17 protein-coding genes are annotated in these 15,954 nt (G+C 71.8%); 7 read left to right on the forward strand and 10 right to left on the reverse strand.

What is annotated here, in order from left to right:
* Positions 1-37: 37 nt before the first annotated feature.
* The 6 genes from ACH4E7_RS19885 to ACH4E7_RS19910 form a co-directional block, all read right to left on the reverse strand.
* Entirely contained in the window at positions 38-301 is a 264-nt protein-coding gene (locus ACH4E7_RS19885) for a hypothetical protein (protein ID WP_396250326.1), read from the reverse strand.
* Positions 302-363: 62 nt separating this feature from the next.
* Positions 364-957 (reverse strand): alpha/beta hydrolase, encoded by a 594-nt coding sequence (locus ACH4E7_RS19890; protein WP_396250327.1) that lies wholly within the window; start codon positions 955-957, stop codon positions 364-366.
* Between the two features lie 24 nt (positions 958-981).
* Positions 982-1,914: a phosphatidylinositol-specific phospholipase C gene (locus ACH4E7_RS19895; RefSeq protein WP_396250328.1), complete on the reverse strand. Its 933-nt coding sequence runs from the start codon at positions 1,912-1,914 to the stop codon at positions 982-984.
* A gap of 113 nt (positions 1,915-2,027) precedes the next feature.
* Positions 2,028-3,236, reverse strand: coding sequence for an MFS transporter (locus ACH4E7_RS19900; protein ID WP_396250329.1), 1,209 nt, complete (start codon positions 3,234-3,236; stop codon positions 2,028-2,030).
* A 230-nt stretch (positions 3,237-3,466) separates the two neighbouring features.
* Positions 3,467-4,192, reverse strand: coding sequence for a helix-turn-helix transcriptional regulator (locus tag ACH4E7_RS19905; RefSeq protein WP_396250330.1), 726 nt, complete (start codon positions 4,190-4,192; stop codon positions 3,467-3,469).
* Positions 4,193-4,208: 16 nt separating this feature from the next.
* Positions 4,209-5,141, reverse strand: coding sequence for an alpha/beta hydrolase (locus tag ACH4E7_RS19910; protein ID WP_396250331.1), 933 nt, complete (start codon positions 5,139-5,141; stop codon positions 4,209-4,211).
* 103 nt (positions 5,142-5,244) lie between these two features.
* Between ACH4E7_RS19910 and ACH4E7_RS19915 the strand changes: the two genes are divergently transcribed.
* The gene (locus ACH4E7_RS19915) at positions 5,245-5,757 is read left to right on the forward strand and encodes a hypothetical protein (protein ID WP_396250332.1); all 513 of its coding nucleotides are present in this window, start codon (positions 5,245-5,247) and stop codon (positions 5,755-5,757) included.
* A 20-nt stretch (positions 5,758-5,777) separates the two neighbouring features.
* Positions 5,778-6,692 (forward strand): transcriptional regulator, encoded by a 915-nt coding sequence (locus tag ACH4E7_RS19920; RefSeq protein ID WP_396250333.1) that lies wholly within the window; start codon positions 5,778-5,780, stop codon positions 6,690-6,692.
* Here the strand turns inward: ACH4E7_RS19920 and ACH4E7_RS19925 are convergent.
* Positions 6,676-7,797, reverse strand: a complete 1,122-nt coding sequence (locus ACH4E7_RS19925) for an alpha/beta hydrolase (RefSeq protein WP_396250334.1) — start codon at positions 7,795-7,797, stop codon at positions 6,676-6,678. The genes ACH4E7_RS19920 and ACH4E7_RS19925 overlap by 17 nt on opposite strands.
* Positions 7,798-8,045: 248 nt before the next feature.
* Between ACH4E7_RS19925 and ACH4E7_RS19930 the strand changes: the two genes are divergently transcribed.
* A complete protein-coding gene (locus ACH4E7_RS19930; protein WP_396250335.1) occupies positions 8,046-9,173 on the forward strand; it encodes a threonine aldolase family protein in 1,128 nt (375 codons plus the stop codon).
* Between the two features lie 252 nt (positions 9,174-9,425).
* Here the strand turns inward: ACH4E7_RS19930 and tsaA are convergent, their stop codons facing one another.
* On the reverse strand, positions 9,426-9,842 hold the full coding sequence (tsaA, locus tag ACH4E7_RS19935) for a tRNA (N6-threonylcarbamoyladenosine(37)-N6)-methyltransferase TrmO (protein ID WP_396250336.1): 417 nt from the start codon (positions 9,840-9,842) through the stop codon (positions 9,426-9,428).
* Positions 9,842-10,372: a hypothetical protein gene (locus ACH4E7_RS19940; RefSeq protein ID WP_396250337.1), complete on the reverse strand. Its 531-nt coding sequence runs from the start codon at positions 10,370-10,372 to the stop codon at positions 9,842-9,844. The genes tsaA and ACH4E7_RS19940 overlap by 1 nt, the downstream gene beginning before the upstream one ends.
* 102 nt (positions 10,373-10,474) lie before the next feature.
* Between ACH4E7_RS19940 and ACH4E7_RS19945 the strand changes: the two genes are divergently transcribed.
* The 3 genes from ACH4E7_RS19945 to ACH4E7_RS19955 all read left to right on the forward strand — a co-directional run bounded on the left by ACH4E7_RS19945 (position 10,475) and on the right by ACH4E7_RS19955 (position 13,316).
* On the forward strand, positions 10,475-11,053 hold the full coding sequence (locus tag ACH4E7_RS19945) for an NADAR family protein (protein WP_396250338.1): 579 nt from the start codon (positions 10,475-10,477) through the stop codon (positions 11,051-11,053).
* Positions 11,050-12,159, forward strand: coding sequence for a hypothetical protein (locus ACH4E7_RS19950; protein WP_396250339.1), 1,110 nt, complete (start codon positions 11,050-11,052; stop codon positions 12,157-12,159). The genes ACH4E7_RS19945 and ACH4E7_RS19950 overlap by 4 nt, the downstream gene beginning before the upstream one ends.
* Before the next feature lie 68 nt (positions 12,160-12,227).
* Positions 12,228-13,316, forward strand: a complete 1,089-nt coding sequence (locus ACH4E7_RS19955) for a hypothetical protein (RefSeq protein ID WP_396250340.1) — start codon at positions 12,228-12,230, stop codon at positions 13,314-13,316.
* A gap of 97 nt (positions 13,317-13,413) precedes the next feature.
* Here the strand turns inward: ACH4E7_RS19955 and ACH4E7_RS19960 are convergent, their stop codons facing one another.
* Positions 13,414-14,796: a glycine--tRNA ligase gene (locus tag ACH4E7_RS19960; protein WP_396250341.1), complete on the reverse strand. Its 1,383-nt coding sequence runs from the start codon at positions 14,794-14,796 to the stop codon at positions 13,414-13,416.
* Positions 14,797-14,978: 182 nt separating this feature from the next.
* On the opposite strand from ACH4E7_RS19960, the gene ACH4E7_RS19965 reads away from it, so the two are divergent.
* On the forward strand, positions 14,979-15,944 hold the full coding sequence (locus ACH4E7_RS19965) for a metal ABC transporter substrate-binding protein (RefSeq protein WP_396250451.1): 966 nt from the start codon (positions 14,979-14,981) through the stop codon (positions 15,942-15,944).
* Positions 15,945-15,954: the final 10 nt, after the last annotated feature.

Genomic DNA, 15,954 nt, shown 5'->3' on the forward strand with positions numbered 1-15,954 from the left:
CGGGAGGGGCTCCTGGGCGGGCACCCCGGCCGCCAGGTCAGCCTGACGGCGTGCTCGGGGGCATCAGGCAAGGGGTGGTGACCGCGAACATGAGATCCCCCGACTTCATGGTCTCCACCGTCGCAAGATAGTGGCTCGACCGCTGGTAGGCGTCGAGCACGGCGTCGATGCTGCCGTCGTCCAGCTTCTCCCGATACCCGGCGATCTCGAAGCCCTGCTTCTCCAGCTCCGCCCGGACCTTGCGGACGGCCTCCGGGTGCCGGTCCAACGGGAAAGGTGCGTACGCCGCGTACGACATCACGAACCGGCCGTCGTCCCTGCTCTCGCCGTTCTTGCCGCCGGGCTCCCCGGGAGGCCTGAGGGTCAGCGGGCGGCGAGCGAGCCGACGAACCGGTCCAGTCGCTCGACGACCTGCCGCAGGATGTCGACCGAGCCGAGCGGGTCGCCGTCGAATTCCAAGCCGTGGTCGGCGCCCGACAGTTCCAGCACCTCGTGTCCGGTCGAGTCGGCGATCCGGCGGTCCCACTGCCGGTCGGCGCTCCCGCCGACCAGCAGGGTCGGCGCCTGGGCCCGTCCGAGCGCGCGGACCACGTGGTCGAGGGTGAGGATGGGCGTCAACCAGGCCGCCGCGAGCCCGTGGTCGGCGGCGAGGCCGCCGGCGAAGGAGCCGAGGGACTTGCCGACCAGCAGCCGGCAGGCGCCGCGCTCGGCGTCGACGGCCTCGGCGACCTTCCGCTCCACCCAGGCGATCCGCTCGTCCATCGCCGAGTCGGCGAATCCGTCGGGGAGTTGCCACCACAGTTCCTGGACCGTCCAGCCGTGCCGGAGCAGGACGGCGCGGGCGAAGTGCAGCAGTGGTCGGGCGGGCGAGTAGCCGGTGCCGGGGATGACGAGCGCGACCCGGTCGGGATCGCCGTCGTAGCGGGTGGGCAGGGGCAGCGGAGCGGATGCGGCCATGGCCGGAGGCTACCGCCCGGGCGGTCAGTGGGAGATGAAGTTCCTGTCGATGAGCAGTTGCAGCACGTCGGTGTGGAAGTCCGGGAAGTCCATCGGGACGATGCCGAAGTGGGCGGGCTGCCGGCGGCGGGCGTCGAGGTAGTCGCGTACGGGCGGGAGGATGGCGTCGGCGTTGACCTTGGGCCAGCCGCCGTTGGCGTAGCTGGTGAAGTCGACGTACATCCGCGGGGAACCCTGGTCGTTGTAGGCGCGGTCGAACCAGTCGATGACGGCTTGGGACTTGGCGGCGAGGCTGATGCCCTGGAAGGTGTCCTGGGTGGCGAACCAGGGGTTGGTTCCGCTGGACCACTGGATGACCGACCAGGGGTTGGCGAAGTCGGCGGCGAGGACGATGCGGCCGCGGGCCTGGCCAAGGGTGGGCCACCAGGGGTTGGTCCAGAACAGCGGGCGGTAGCCGAGGCCGTCCAGGTAGTGGTTGATCCGGCGCTGGAACTCGGGGGCTTCGAGCCGGTTCCCGCCCGCGTACTCGTTCCTGATCCGCATGACGACGGCCTCGCCGGGGCGGGTGGCGAGGAAGGCGCGGCACTGGTCGAGGACGTCCTGGAGGCGCAGGTACTGGTAGGCGTCGCTGTGGTAGATGCCGAGTTCGTCGGCGGTGCCGGCCAGGCCGTTGCAGCGGATGTCCAGGAAGCGGATGCCGCGCCGGAGTTGTTCGGGCAGGCCCCAGTTCTGGGTGTGCGACCACTCGGTGCCGTGCCAGGGGTCGGTGCAACAGGAGTCGTGGGTGCCCGGGATGGTCAGGGCGGTCAGCGGGGTGGCGTCGGCCAGCGCGCCCATCCAGGCGGAGGGGTCAACAGGGATGGCGGCCATGGCTGTTGCGGGCATGAGCAGCCCGCCGACGGCCGGGAGGGCGGCGGCCCCCCAGCGCAGGACCTCGCGACGGGTGGGGCTGCTCATGGGCGCTCCTTCACCTCGGCCTCGCTCGGACTGTGGTGTCCTCCAGCGGGTGTGCTCGACCCGGCGGGCCGCGAAACCCCTTGGGTGCTAACGAGGTTGACCCCTGTGCGCGATCAGGTCCGGATCGCCTCGGGCAGCACGGTCCGGGGGCGGGTCGTCACGACCACGAGGGTGCCGGTCAGGGCGATCGCGGCGAAGACGGTCAGAGCGCCGACGGTGCCGACCACCCCGGCCAGGGTGCCGCCCAGCAGTGCGCCGACCGGGATGACGAGCTGGCCCATCGAGCGCGAAAGCCCGAGCACCCGGCCGAGTTGCTCCGGCGGGGAGAGCAGCTGCTGCAGGGTCACCGAGCTGACCGCCCAGACGGTCGCGCAGAAGCCGAACACCAGCTGGTAGGTGATCAGCACCGGCAAGGCGAAGCCCAGCGAGGCCGCCGGGATCAGGAACAGAGCAGCCGCGGCGAGCGGGCCGAAGACCGGGATCACCCTGGTCAGGCCGACGCGGGCGATGACCTTCTTGGCGGTGAGGACGGCGGACACGGCCGCCACGCTGAAGGCGGCCGTGGTCAGGCCGACCTCACCGGGGCCCAGGTCGGCGACCTGGTAGGCGAAGTAGGCGAAGAGGCCGCCCAGCCCGGCCCCGCCGAAGTTGAGGGCGGCGGCGGCCACCGCGAGCCGGGCCAGGACCGGCTGGTCGCGGAGCACCCCGAGGCCCTCCCGCAGGGACTCGGCGATCCCCGGCCGCCCGGCCACGGCCTCCGGTGCGGCATCCCGTTGGAGCCTGGGCAGGCTCAGGGCCAGGGCGGACAGCCCGTAGCTGACCGCGTCCGCGACCATCGCGGTGGCCGCCCCGACGGCCTGGACCAGCCCGGCGGCCAGCCCGGGCCCGGCGATCTGGCCGACCGAACGGGCCCCGGCCAGCTTGGCGTTGGCGGCGACCAGGCCGTCCTTGGGCACGAAGTCGGACACCGCGGTCGGCACCGCGATGGCGGAGAGCCCGCCGAGCGCACCGGAGACAGCCGCCACCCCGTAGAGGTGGACCAAGGTCAGCGCGCCGGCGGCGTGCGCCAGCGGCACGGTGGCGATCAGCAGGAGCTGGATGACGTCCACGGTGACCAGCAGCCGCCGACGGGAGGCGACCCGGTCGACCAGCACCCCGGAGAACGGCCCGGTCAGGCCCTGCACCCCGTACTCCAGGGCGAAGAGCAGGGAGGCGGCCAGCGGCCCGGCGTCCAGGAGGAGGATCGCCAGCGTCGGCAGAGCCAGCGCCGTGACCTGCGTACCGGCCACGCTGACGCCCTGCGAGAACATCAGGGCGGGCACGGCTCTCCGGCAGGGGGCAGGAGGAGCAGCCGCGGGGACGGTTTCCACACCCTCATCTGCCATACCCCTCAAGCTACTTCATCACATCGAGGCGGAGGGACCACTGGTCGAGCAGCCGCGCACCGCCCAGGCCGCCCGGATGCACGCCGCCTGCTCCGGCGCCTCCATGTGCCCCACGGCAACGGGCTGATCACCGACGACCTGCACACGTACTGCTCCTGACGGCCGGATCACCTGCGTCCTCCGGGCGTGAGCGAGGCGAGCGCGGTGGGCCGTACCGCGCCGGCGGCGGCCGATCCGTGCAGCAGGGCGGCCAGGTCGTGGGGCGGCGCAGGCTCGCCGGTCGGGGTCGCCGCGGTGATGCGGTCCAGCCGGAAGCCCCGGCCGGCCCGGCGGGTGCGGCACCAGGCGATGAGGTACCACTTGCCGTCGGCGGTGAGCAGTCCGGCCGGTTCCACGGCGCGGTCGCTCTCCCGCCCGGCCGCGTCGGCGTAGGACAACCGCAGCACCGTGCCGTCGGTGAGGGCCTGCTCCACCGCGGTGCGGACCGATTCCGCGGTCCGCGTCGGCAGCGCGACGATCCGGGCGGCGAGCCCTTGGGCCGCCGTCGCGGCGGGGCCGCTCATCGAGGCGGCGATCTTCTGCGCGGCCGTCCGGGCCGCACCGGCGTACGGGGCCGAGGCGTCGGCGGCGGCGAGCGCGGCGACCAGGGCCGAGGCCTCGTCGGGGGTGAAGCGGATCGGCGGGAGGGTCATCGCCGGGTCGATCGACCAGCCCCCGCCCCGCCCGGTGGTGGCGCGCACCGGAACGCCCGACTCCATCAGCGCCTGGAGGTCGCGCTGGACGGTACGCGCGCTCACCTCGAACCGCGCGGCGAGCGCGCCGACCGTCAACGATCGCGGCGCCGCCGCGCGCAACTCTTCCACCAGTGCGTAGAGCCGAGGGGTGCGGTTCATGCGGCCGACGCTACCGCTACGCGCCGGCCAGGAAGTCCCGCTGCCGCCACTGTTCCCGCGCGGTGACGGTCAGCGGGAACAGGGTGAAGCCGTGCATCGCCCCGGCGACGACGCCGAGTTGGACGGGCGCCCCGGCCGCCTGCCAGCGCTGGGCCAGGAAGAGGGAGTCGTCCAGCAGCGGGTCCTCGGTGCCGACGACGATGCGGGCGGGCGGCAGTCCGGCCAGGTCGGCGTACAGCGGCGAGATCTCCGGGTCGCGGCGCTCCTCCGGGCTCATGCCCGGCGTGAAGAGCCCGTAACTCCCCTGCAGCGCGTCGGAGTTGCTCAGCAGCTGCCGGGAGCCGAACAGCCGCTGGCTCGGCGTCATCGACAGGTCGTACGGGCCGAAGGCCAGGTGGGCCGCCCGGAACGCGCCGGTGATGCCGTGCCGGTCGCGCAGTCGCAGCAGGGTCAGGACGCTCAGGTGGGCGCCCGCCGACTCGCCGCCGATCAGCAGCCGCCGGGTGCCGAACTCGGCCTCGGCATGTTCCACCAGCCAGCGGGCGACGGCCTCGCAGTCGTCGGGCCCGGCGGGGAAGGGGTGCTCCGGGGCCAGGCGGTAGTCCACGGTCACCACGGCCAGTCGGGCTTCGACGGCCAGGCTCCAGAGCGTCTCGTCCTGCCCGTCGGCCGAGCCGAACGTCCAGCCGCCGCCGTGGATGTGCAGGTACACGCCGTCGACGTGCTCCGGCCGGAACACCCGGACCTTCACCCCGGACGGGAGGACGCGGTCCTGGCCCTGGGGCAGTCGCACCGGGGGCGTGTCGCCGCCGAGCCGGTTGCGTCGCAGGTGCGCTATCAGGGCCGCGTCGGGCGCCTGTCCGCGCGGGGGACGGAGGGCGGCGGCGGCCTCGAACTGCTCGTTGAAGGCCAGGGTCTCGGCGAGGCAGTCCTCGTCTGTGATCGTCATGAGTCGATCATCGCGACCGTTCGCGACAACGGCCTGTCACCCTTTTTCGGTGACCTGCGTCACAGAATCCATGAAAACTATCGAATCTACTACGGTCGCATCCATGGAGAGAGAAAGCGATGCCCGGGTCGCCGCGACCGAGCCGCGTATGCCCCTCGACACCAAAGTGGTCATCTGGGCCTTCTGCGGTGCGGCCGGCGCCGGCCTCGGCTTCGCCGTCCCCTGGCTGCTGCAGTTCGCCGCCGAGCACCCGGTCCCGTACGCCGACACCGTGAAGTTCCTCGGGTCCTTCGACTCCCCGGCCATGGTGATCGGCCGACCTGCGGTGCTGGCCGTCATCGGCCTGGTGATCGGGCTCTTCCTCACGTACCACAGCGCCACGCTGCGGATCACGGACGAGAGCATCACCGTCATCGAAGGCGACGACATCCGTGTCATCGCGCGTGACCAGGTCGGCGGCGTGTTCCGCAAGGGCGGCAAGGTGCGGATCGAATCGCCGGTCGGCCGTGTGCTGTTCGACGACGACGTCGAAGGCGGGAAGGCCGTCATCGCCGAGGCCTTCCGCCGCCACGGCTACCCTTGGGAAGGCGCCTGCGCCGCACCCGGGCGTGCGTGATCGAGAACCGAGGTCTCCCGTTGTCCGAATACAAAGCCGCGCCGCGGACGGTCGTCGAGGCCTGCTTCGATCCGCAGGGCACCGCCTCCCTCGACTACGTCTACGACGTCGCCGCCGCAGCCGGACTGTCGGACCAGCCGGTACGGCTCGCGATCCGCAGGCTGGAGGCGGCGGGCGTCCTGCGGCAGGAGGGGCGGGGCCGGAAGGGCCGCCTGCTGCTGACCGATGCGGGCAGACTCCGGGCCGACACGGACGTCCGGTTCATCGCGCTCGCCTATGCGCAGGACGCCGGCCTCGCCCCCTGGGACGGGCTCTGGCGGCTCTACACCTTCTCCGTCCCCGAGCAGCGCCGACCGGAACGCGACGCCCTCCGTACGGCGTTGACCCGATTGGGCGCCGTCGCGCTCGCGCCCGGTGCGTATGTCAGCCCGCACGACCTGCTGGAGGAGCTGGTCGGTGAGACCTCGGAGACGACGGTCGGTTCGTACCTGATCGCGGCGGAGGCCACCCGGCTGACCGGCCCGGGGTTCACCGATGCGGTCTCCATCGCGGAGCGGCTCTGGCCCGCAGCCGAGACGATCGAGGCCTACCAGCCGCTCACCGCCGCGCTCGACGACGAATCGCTCGGAACTGACGGCAGTTCCGTCGAACTCGTCGCCACCGCGCTGAGCCTGGCCGAGGCCTTCAGCCAGGCGATGGAGGACGACCCGCTGCTGCCACCGGAGTTGAGGCCCGCCCCGTGGCCACCGTCGCAGCTCCGGCACGAGTTCCAGGAGCGGTGGACGGCGATCCGGAGGCAGGCGCCGGACCTCTCCCTCTTCCGCGCCTACGACATCCCCGAGGAGCCTTCGGCCTGGGCCGATCCCCTCGGCCGCCTGCGGAGCCGAATGAGGACGGCCGCGAGGTGGGGCGCCGGGGTCAGCGGGGCGGGATGATCCCGGTCAGCCACTTGAAGGTCGGGACGACCAGCGGCTTCCAGGTCGACGTCAGGTGCGCACCGGTGGTCTCGAACGGCGTGACGGTGGTCGGGCTCTTCGCCGCCTGCTGGAGGGCGGTCGCGTCCTCCAGCCCGTCGCCCCGCTTGCCGGTCACGTAGAGCGCGACGTTCGGCGGCGTCGGGGCGTGGGTGAGGATGTAGAGCGGGTTGGAGGTCTCGCGCAGCTTCGGGTCCTTGGCGGTCAACGAACTCGGTTCGCCGGCCGGGTTGTTGTAGCCGGACATGCTGATCGCGGCGCGGTAACGGTTCGGGTGGGCGAGCGCGAGGCGCAGGGCGCAGTGGGCGCCGGCCGAGTAGCCGGACAGGGCCCAGCGGTCCGGGGTGGCGTCCGCCCGGAAGTTGTCCACGATCATCTGCGGGACGTCCCGCGAGAGCCAGGTCTCGGCGTTGACCTTGCCCGGCACGTCGGCGCACCCGGTGTCGGTGTTGCCGAGGAGGGTGACGCGCGGCGAGACCAGGATGAACGGCGTGACCTGCCCGGACTTCATCAGCGGTTCGAGCTGCCCGGTCACGTCCATGGTCTGGCCGAACCAGGCGCTGGAGGATCCGGGGAACCCGGCGAGCAGTTCGACCACCGGGAAGGTCTTGTCCTTGTAGGCGGGATCGTCGTACTGCGGCGGAGTCCACACCAGGACCTCGCCGTCGACGCCGGAGAACCGACCCTTGAGGTCGGCCTGCTTCACATTCCTGGGCACGGCGTCCGAGTCGGGCGCGTGGAAGGCCTGCGGCACCTTGGGCGCGGGGCTGCCGGAGGGGCCCGTGGCGGCGGCCTGGTCCCCGGCCAGGCCCTCGTCCTTCGGAGGTACGGGCACGGCCCGGACGTGGCTGGAGGTGCCCAGCAGGTCGCCCCAGTTGTCGTAGAGCTGGTTCTCGTTGTTGACGATCACGAAGACCATGGCCACGGCGGTGAACTGGCAGAGCAGCACCGTGCCGAGGTACGAGAGCGCGCGCAGCGGCGTGCGCCGCTGTTCCGCGGTCCGCGACCGCCCGAAGAAGGTGCCTCCGCCCAGCCACTGCGCCATGGCCAACCCGATGGAGGCCACGAACAGAACTATCGTGAGGATGAGGAAGGGAGTGCCCGTCAGATTCATTGCGCTCGGAGCCGGTTTCTGTGCCAGCCGGGCCCGCATACCCGGTCACAGGGGAGACTTCCGAGAACTGCCGTTCGGTTGCCTCCTCCTGGGAATTCCCTGGGAACGCCCTTTCCGGAGTGTCATCTGTCGGGTGGAACCTGTCCGCCGCTTCTAAAATCCGTTGGTCCGACTTCCAGGCCGAGTCCGACAATCGCCGGATGACCGATGCACAGATCGACCGGGATCGCCTCCGCGCGGCCCGGCGAGCCAGCGAGCGCTTCTTCTCCGGAGCCCGCCCGGCCACCGTCCACGAGCGCCTCACCACCCTCGCCGCCGCAGTCGACCCGGACCTCTACCCCGACGTCTACGGCAACGGCGGCCCCGTCGGGGAACTCGAAGAACGCACCGCCGCGCTTCTCGGCAAGGAGGACGCGGTCTTCTTCCCCACCGGCACCATGGCCCAGCAGGTGGCCCTCCGCTACCACGCGGAGCAGACCAACAACCGGGCTGTCGCCCTTCACCCGCTCAGCCACATCGAGCGGCACGAGCGCCACGCCCACACCCAGCTCACCGGTCTGCGCGGCCTCTGGCCCACCACCGAGCAGCGCCAGCCGACCCCCGAGGAGCTCCGTGCCCTCGGTGAGCCCTTCGGCACCCTGGTGGTCGAACTCCCGCTGCGCGACCCCGGCTTCCTCCTCCCCACCTGGGAGGAACTGGCCGAACTCACCGCAGCCGCCCGCGAAACCGGCGCCCGGGTGCACTTCGACGGCGCCCGGCTCTGGAACACCACCGCCCACTTCGGCAAGCGGCTCGACGAGATCGCCGCCCTCGCAGACACCGTCTACGTGTCCTTCTACAAGGACTTGGGCGGCATCAGCGGCGCCGCTCTCGCCGGGGACAAGGCGTTCACCGCCTACGCCCGCACCTGGCGCCACCGCTACGGCGGCCAGCTCTACCAGCAGTGGCCCGCCGCCCTCGCCGCACTCTCCGGCCTGGACACCGTGCTCCCCCGGCTGCCCGGTCACCTCGCCCACGCCAGGACCCTCATCCCGGCCCTGGCCGCCCTCCCCGGCGCCCGCCTCCACCCGGAGGTGCCACCCACCCACGAGTTCCAGCTCTGGCTGCCGCACTCCGCGCAGGCCCTGAACAAGGCCGTCCTCGCCCTCGCCGAGGGAGAGAGGATCTGGTTCGTCCCAGAGTGGACCGACGCCGCCCCCGGCCTCGCCATGGCCGAGGTGAGCCTCGACGGCCCGGCGCAGGACTGGACGGCCGAGGAGGTCACCGAACTCGGCCTGCGCTTCCTGGAGTTGGTCGCCGCCGCCGAGAACGGAACCCTCACCGACTGAAGGCCGGCATCCCGGCGCCCGGCTCGACGACCCGGGCGCCGCGGTCCGGCCCTTGACCACGACCACCGGCACCCCGCCCGAAAACGATCGCGGTCCGGTAGAAAGTGGACGTGAAGATCAAGGGTGTTACCTATGACGTGGGCACTCCGACCGTCGACGGCTCGGTCACTCGACCGGATCTCGCGGTGGTGACGATGCGACAGGAGCTGGCCGCCATCGCCGGCGAGCTGCACTGCACCGCGATGCGGATCACTAACGCTCGCCGCTCCGGGGCAGGACGGGCTTCACGTCCAGGATCGGCGTGCCGTCGATGGCCTCCAGGCCACTGACCCGGATCCGCGGGCCGTCCACGGCGAGGACGGTGACCCGGTGCAGGCCGATCGGGTTGGGGCGGTCGGGCGAGCGGGTGGCGAAGACGCCGGTCTCCGGCCGGGCGCGGTCGCCGCGCGGGTGGACGGCGAGCACCTCACGGTCGGCCCGGTCGAGCCAGGTCAGCAGCAACACCTCCTGCCCGGCCGCCAGGTCCCGCAGCCCCCGCTCGACCGAGGGGCCGAACACCAGCCAGGCGTCCGGCCCGCCCTCGTCCCCCTGTTTGGGGGCGCCCGCCCGGTCCGTCAGCGGCGACTCCACCCGGCCGATCGCCCGTACCCGGTAGTGCTGGTCCGCCATCACGGTCTCTCCTCTGTTCGGTGTCGGATCCGGCTCCGCCGCCGGGGAACCGAGGCCCGCAGCCGGCGGATCGCCCGCAGCAGCTCCGTCCGGTGCTTCGCGGACTTCACCCAGGCCGGCAGCTTCTCCAACAGGCTCGTCGGAAGGCCCCGCGTGGTGTCCCGCTCGCGCAGCCCGGCCGCGATGTAGCCCTCCAGCAGATCGAGGTGGGCGTGGTTGTACGCCCACAGCCGCCGCCCGCCGCAGCAGTCGGCGACCAGCCACAGCGATAGCCCGAAGTACGGGTCGACGGGCGCGCCGTAGCCCCGGCCGCCCTGGAACTCGTCCCGGGCGTGCCCGCAGCCGCCGCACCGCAACCGCCGACGAGAGCGCACCCACCCGGCGTGCGTGCGCTGCTCGCTCACGCCGCCCAGCCGTGCCAGCACGACGGCGCAGCCACCGCAGCGCGGGCAGCGGACCAGCACCTCCTCGGCGAGGTCGTACACCTGGACCCCGGGGTCGGTGAACCGGCCCTCCATCGCACCCCTCACGCCGCCGATCATTCCGTCCGTCCGATCATCGCACCAGCCCATCGACGACCCGTTCCAGAAACCCGGTGGGCCACCCCAGGGGCTTTGTGTCAGAATGACGATATGAGCGAGCAGCATGTGGGGGACCTTGCCGACGTCCGCAACCGCGAGGACCTGGCCGCCCTGATGGCCACCGGGGCCCGGCCGAAGTGGGTGATGTTCTGGGGCCACACCCCGCGCAAGGGCGGCGGAATCCGGCAGGAGTGCCTGAGCCAGTGGTGGCCCGGGCGGTTCACCGTCGACGGGGTGACGTACGCGTCCGCCGAACACTGGATGATGGCCGGCAAGGCCCGGATGTTCGGGGACGAGGCCATCGAGCAGCGCGTCCTGGAGGCCCGTACGCCCGCCGAGGCCAAGAAGCTCGGCCGGCTGGTCGAGGACTTCGACGAGCAGACCTGGACGGCCGGCCGGTTCGAGCTGGTCGTCGAGGGCAATGTCGCCAAGTTCGGCCAGGACGAGGCACTGCGCGAGTACCTGCTGGGCACGGGCGGCCGGGTGCTGGTGGAGGCCAGCCCGCTGGACCGGGTCTGGGGCATCGGGCTCGCCTCGGACGACATCCGCGCCGAACGCCCGCTGGAGTGGCGGGGGTTGAACCTGCTCGGCTTCGCGCTGATGGAGGCTCGGACTCGGCTGGCGCAGTGAGGCCGGTCATCCCCCTGCTGGACGGGACGGTGGTGGTCTCGACCGTCGCCGCCCTGCTACTGGCGCCCGGCGCGCTGCGCCGGGAGCCACGCCCCGGACGCGAAGGGCGCTTCGGGCCGGAGGGGGCGCTCGCGCTCGTCGTGGCACTCATCTTCCTGAACCAGGCGCTCGTCGCGGTCTACGTCCAGCGGGTGAAGGGCGGGAGCACCGCGTTCATCACCCGCTACCTGCCGCCCGGGTGGTTCGACGTACCGCGCCTGGACCGCCTCGCCGCGCACTTCCCGGCACCGGAGCTGCTGGCTCCGTCCGTGCTCCGGGTGCAGGCCTTCCTCGAACTCCCGCTCGTGCTGCTGACGTTCGTCGCCGTACTGCGGCGGCTGGACCGGCGGCTGTACGTCCGGGTGGCCCGCTCGCCGCTGATCCCACTCGCGGCCGCCTCGTACACGGTGGCGTTCTGCGCGGTGGAGTGGGACCTGCGGAATCCGTACACGGTGGACGACATCCTCCTACGGGTGCTCTCCGGAGCCGTCACACCGGTGCTGATCTCCTCGCTGGCGAGGCGCGAACCCGCCGAGCACCGGCCCCCGCGCAGCCCGCTGCTGTTCGCGCTCGACCTGTGGGCGTACGGGCAGTTGATGCTGGTGCTGTACGACACCGTGCTGCTCTACGACCTGGCCCGGATCGGCGGGCATCTGCCGTCCGCCGTAGCGGCGTTGACCGTTCTCGCGGCCACCCGACTCGTCGAGCGCCGGGTACCGTCGCCGACCGGCCCCCGGGTCGCCGCGCTCACCGGGACGATCGGACGGGCGCTCGCGCTCTTCCTCGTCCCGGCCCTGGCGATCCGCTACGCCGGCACCTTCGGCACGCCCCGACTCGCCGGTGTCGCAGGCCTGGTCGTGCTCGGGGCGGCGGTTCGGCGCGACACCCCGCGGCTGCTCCCGGCGGCCCTGGCGGGTGCGGTCGTCGGCTACGCCGTGGCGCGGATCGCCCCCGGCCCGTACTACGAGGCGACCCTCCTGCGGAGCGCGACCGGCGCACTTCTCGCAACGGCCGCCCTCTGCGCGCTCCTTGACACCACTCGCACACGACTGGTCGTGCGCTCTTAACTCCCCAGCCACATAACGACGCCAGGATGTCCCACAGTCAGGGTCTGGATGGACAGGTTGGGGCGATCATGCGCATGCGGCCGACGGCACAATCCACAGGCCAGCAGCCGGAGGGCGAGCACCATGCCGCCGAACTCCGGGCGGAACTGGACGAGTTACTCCGCGCGAGCCGCTACGCGAGTCAACGCGAACGGCGGTTGAACGAGGCGATACGCGCGACCCCGGGCCGCCACCGCCCGGACGGGGACCTGCTGCGACAGCTCGCCCAGGCCCGCACCCTCCGCGCGGGCCTGGGCGCCCGCTGCCTCCAACTGAGCGACCAGCTAGAGGAGTTGGAGATCAAGCTCAGACACCGGCAGCATCCCCACGGGGAGCCGGAACCCCAGCCGAGGCAGACCCCACCGCCACCCCCCAGCCGGCCCGACCTCGGCGGCCTCACCGAGCGGATCACCACCCTCCACCGCACCGGCGCCCTCCCCGAGGCCGAAGAGCTGCTGGACCAGGCCGCCGCCCTCCTCGCCCCCGCCGACGCCGCCCTCCTGGTCGGCATGCTCTCCCGGCGCGGCCCGACCGGCGTCTCACTCCACCTCGCCCGGACGGCCGCCCGGGGCGCCCCCGACCACGCCGTCGCGGTGCTGGCCGAGCTGCGCGAACTGGGGCTGGCGGAGGAGGCGGCGGAGCTGTTCCACGCCTTCTGGGCCTACCCGGCGGCCGCGATCCCCGATCTCCTCGGGGCCCTGGAGCGGGCCGGCCAGCACGCCGACGGCGCGACCCTGCTCTGGGAGTGGGGCTCCGCCCCGACGCCCGAGCTGACCTCCCTCGCCGCCTGCCTCCAGCAGCACGGCCGCCCCGCCGACGTCCGCACCCTGCTCCGCCAGGCCGCCGGCCGCCCCACCGCCGACCTCGCCGACCTCGCCGCCGAGCTCCCGCCCGCGCTCGTCACCCTCCTGCTGAACGAGCTGGCCGCCCTGCGGCCACCCGTCGAACTGGTCCGCCTGGCCGCCGCCCTGGACGGCACCCCGGAACTCTACGGCCAGTTACTGGCGGCCCTCCTCGCCGACGAGCCCCGCCACCGCACCACCCTCGCCGCCCTCCGCATCGCCGGCCTGCCGACCGCCCCGCCCGCCGCCCCGCGCTCCCGCTGGGGCCGGCGATAAGGGGAGCCTCCCGGCCGACGGGCGCCGCAACGGCAAGGAGCCCCCGCCGCCCCTGCGATCAGGGCGGACGGGGGCTCCCGGAGCCGGAGGAACCGACCTAGCAGCCGATGAGGCGCGCGCCCAGGTACGCCTTCACCTGGTCGAGCGACACGCGCTCCTGCGACATGCTGTCGCGGTCGCGGACGGTCACCGCGTTGTCCTCAAGGGTGTCGAAGTCGACCGTCACGCAGAACGGCGTGCCGATCTCGTCCTGGCGGCGGTAGCGCTTGCCGATCGCGCCGGCGTCGTCGAACTCGACGTTCCAGGCGGTGCGCAGGTCGGCGGCCAGGCCGCGGGCCTTCGGGGAGAGGTCGGCGTTGCGGGACAGCGGCAGGACGGCGACCTTGACCGGGGCCAGGCGCGGGTCGAGCCGCATGCCGACGCGCTTCTCCATGACGCCCTTGGCGTTGGGCGCCTCGTCCTCGAAGTAGGCGTCGAGCAGGAAGGCCAGCATGGCGCGGTTGAGGCCGGCCGCCGGCTCGATGACGTACGGGAAGTACTTCTCGCCGGACTCCTGGTCGAAGTACTTCAGGTCCTGACCGGACGCCTCGCTGTGCACCCGCAGGTCGTAGTCGGTGCGGTTGGCGACGCCCTCCAGCTCGGAGAACTCGGAGCCGCCGAAGTTGAAGCGGTACTCGATGTCCACCGTGCGCTTGGCGTAGTGGGACAGCTTCTCCTTCGGGTGCTCGAAGAAGCGCATGTTCTCGGTGCGCAGGCCGAGGTCGACGTACCAGTCCCAACGCTGCTGGAGCCAGTACTCGTGCCACTGCTCGTCCTCGCCCGGCTTGACGAAGAACTCCATCTCCATCTGCTCGAACTCGCGGGTGCGGAAGATGAAGTTGCCGGGGGTGATCTCGTTCCGGAAGCTCTTGCCGGTCTGGGCGATGCCGAACGGCGGCTTCCTGCGCGCGGTGGTCTGGACGGCCTTGAAGTTGGTGAAGATGCCCTGGGCGGTCTCCGGGCGCAGGTACGCCAGGCCGGCCGCCTCCTCGGTGACGCCGAGGTGGGTCTTCAGCATGCCCGAGAAGTCCTTGGGCTCGGTGAACTGGCCCTTGGTGCCGCAGTCGGGGCAGTTGACGTCCTTGAGGCCGTTCGGCGGCGGGAAGCCGTGCTTGGCCTCGTACTTCTCCTCCAGGTGGTCGGCCCGGTGGCGCTTGTGGCAGGACATGCACTCGGTCAGCGGGTCGTTGAAGGTGGCGACGTGGCCGGAGGCCTCCCAGACCTCGCGGGCCAGGATGACCGACGAGTCGAGTCCGACGACGTCCTCACGGGCCTGGACCATCGCACGCCACCACTGGCGCTTGATGTTCTCCTTGAGCTCGACACCCAGCGGTCCGTAGTCCCAGGCGGCACGCGTGCCGCCGTAGATCTCGCTGCAGGGGTAGACGAAGCCACGGCGCTTGCTCAGGCTGACGATCGTGTCGATCTTGTCGGCGGCCACAGTGCTCTCTTCAGTACGTACGGCACGGTCAGGGCACGGCTGGTTGCGCGTACCCGAATACCTCAGGTTACCGGCCGGATGGGTACGGGGTTCAAATCGGTATCGTCCGCCCTCCCCCACCCATCGCCACCTGCCGTTCACCCATCCGAGTGAGTTGACAATCATTTCCACTTGAGATGAGAATGATTGTCATGATGATCGGACGACCTGCCCGCACCTCCATAGCCCTGGCCGCCACCGCCCTCACCGCTTCCCTGGCCCTCACGGCCTGCGGCGGCAGCAGCAGCGCCAAGGGCACGGACGGCAAGCTGAACGTCGTCGCGTCCTTCTACCCGATGGAGTTCCTGGCCCAGCAGATCGGCAGGGACCACGTCTCGGTCACCGACCTCACCGCCCCCGGCGTCGAGCCGCACGACCTGGAGCTCACCGCCAAGCAGGTCGCCGGCGTCCAGAAGGCCGACGCGATCGTCTACCTCAAGGGCCTGCAGCCCACCGTCGACCAGGCCGTCGACCAGTCCGGCAGCAAGCACAAGATCGACGCCACCGCCGCCAGCCCGCTGGTCGACCACCACCTCGACGGGGACACCGAGGAAGCCGACGGCCACAAGCACGAGGGCCCGGCCGGCGACCCGCACATCTGGCTCGACCCGTCCCGCTACGCCGCGATCGCCAAGAGCGTCGGCGACGGGTTCGCCAAGGCCGACCCGGCGCACGCCGACGACTACAAGAAGAACACCGACGAGCTGGTCACCGAGCTCACCGCCCTGGACCAGGACTTCCGCAACGGGCTGAAGGACACCAAGACCAAGACCTTCGTCACCAGCCACGCCGCCTTCGGCTACCTCGCCGACCACTACGGCCTCACCCAGGTCGCCATCAACGGCGTCGACCCGGAGTCCGATCCCACCCCGGCCCGTCTCGCCGAGGTGCAGAAGGCCGCCAAGGACAACGGCGTCACCACGATCTTCTTCGAGACCCTGGTCAGCCCCAAGCTCGCCGACACCGTCGCCAAGGACCTCGGCCTCAAGACCGCCGTCCTGGACCCGCTGGAGGGCGTCAAGGACCCCTCCAAGGACGACTACCTCTCCGTCATGAAGCAGAACCTGGCCAACCTCCAGGCCGCCCTCAACGCGAACGCCACCAGCTGACAGGACGCAG

This window comes from Kitasatospora sp. NPDC018058, from assembly GCF_044327205.1.
Lineage (GTDB): Bacteria > Actinomycetota > Actinomycetes > Streptomycetales > Streptomycetaceae > Kitasatospora.

Bases quoted from the DNA above. Each gene is read 5' to 3' on its own strand.
- ACH4E7_RS19965 (WP_396250451.1), top strand. From the start codon at position 14,979: ATGATTGTCATGATGATCGGACGACCTGCCCGCACCTCCATAGCCCTG.
- ACH4E7_RS19890 (WP_396250327.1), bottom strand. From the start codon at position 957: ATGGCCGCATCCGCTCCGCTGCCCCTGCCCACCCGCTACGACGGCGAT.
- ACH4E7_RS19895 (WP_396250328.1), bottom strand. From the start codon at position 1,914: ATGAGCAGCCCCACCCGTCGCGAGGTCCTGCGCTGGGGGGCCGCCGCC.
- ACH4E7_RS19955 (WP_396250340.1), top strand. From the start codon at position 12,228: ATGCGCATGCGGCCGACGGCACAATCCACAGGCCAGCAGCCGGAGGGC.
- tsaA (WP_396250336.1), bottom strand. From the start codon at position 9,842: ATGGCGGACCAGCACTACCGGGTACGGGCGATCGGCCGGGTGGAGTCG.
- ACH4E7_RS19945 (WP_396250338.1), top strand. From the start codon at position 10,475: ATGAGCGAGCAGCATGTGGGGGACCTTGCCGACGTCCGCAACCGCGAG.
- ACH4E7_RS19905 (WP_396250330.1), bottom strand. From the start codon at position 4,192: ATGAACCGCACCCCTCGGCTCTACGCACTGGTGGAAGAGTTGCGCGCG.
- ACH4E7_RS19915 (WP_396250332.1), top strand. From the start codon at position 5,245: ATGGAGAGAGAAAGCGATGCCCGGGTCGCCGCGACCGAGCCGCGTATG.
- ACH4E7_RS19910 (WP_396250331.1), bottom strand. From the start codon at position 5,141: ATGACGATCACAGACGAGGACTGCCTCGCCGAGACCCTGGCCTTCAAC.
- ACH4E7_RS19930 (WP_396250335.1), top strand. From the start codon at position 8,046: ATGACCGATGCACAGATCGACCGGGATCGCCTCCGCGCGGCCCGGCGA.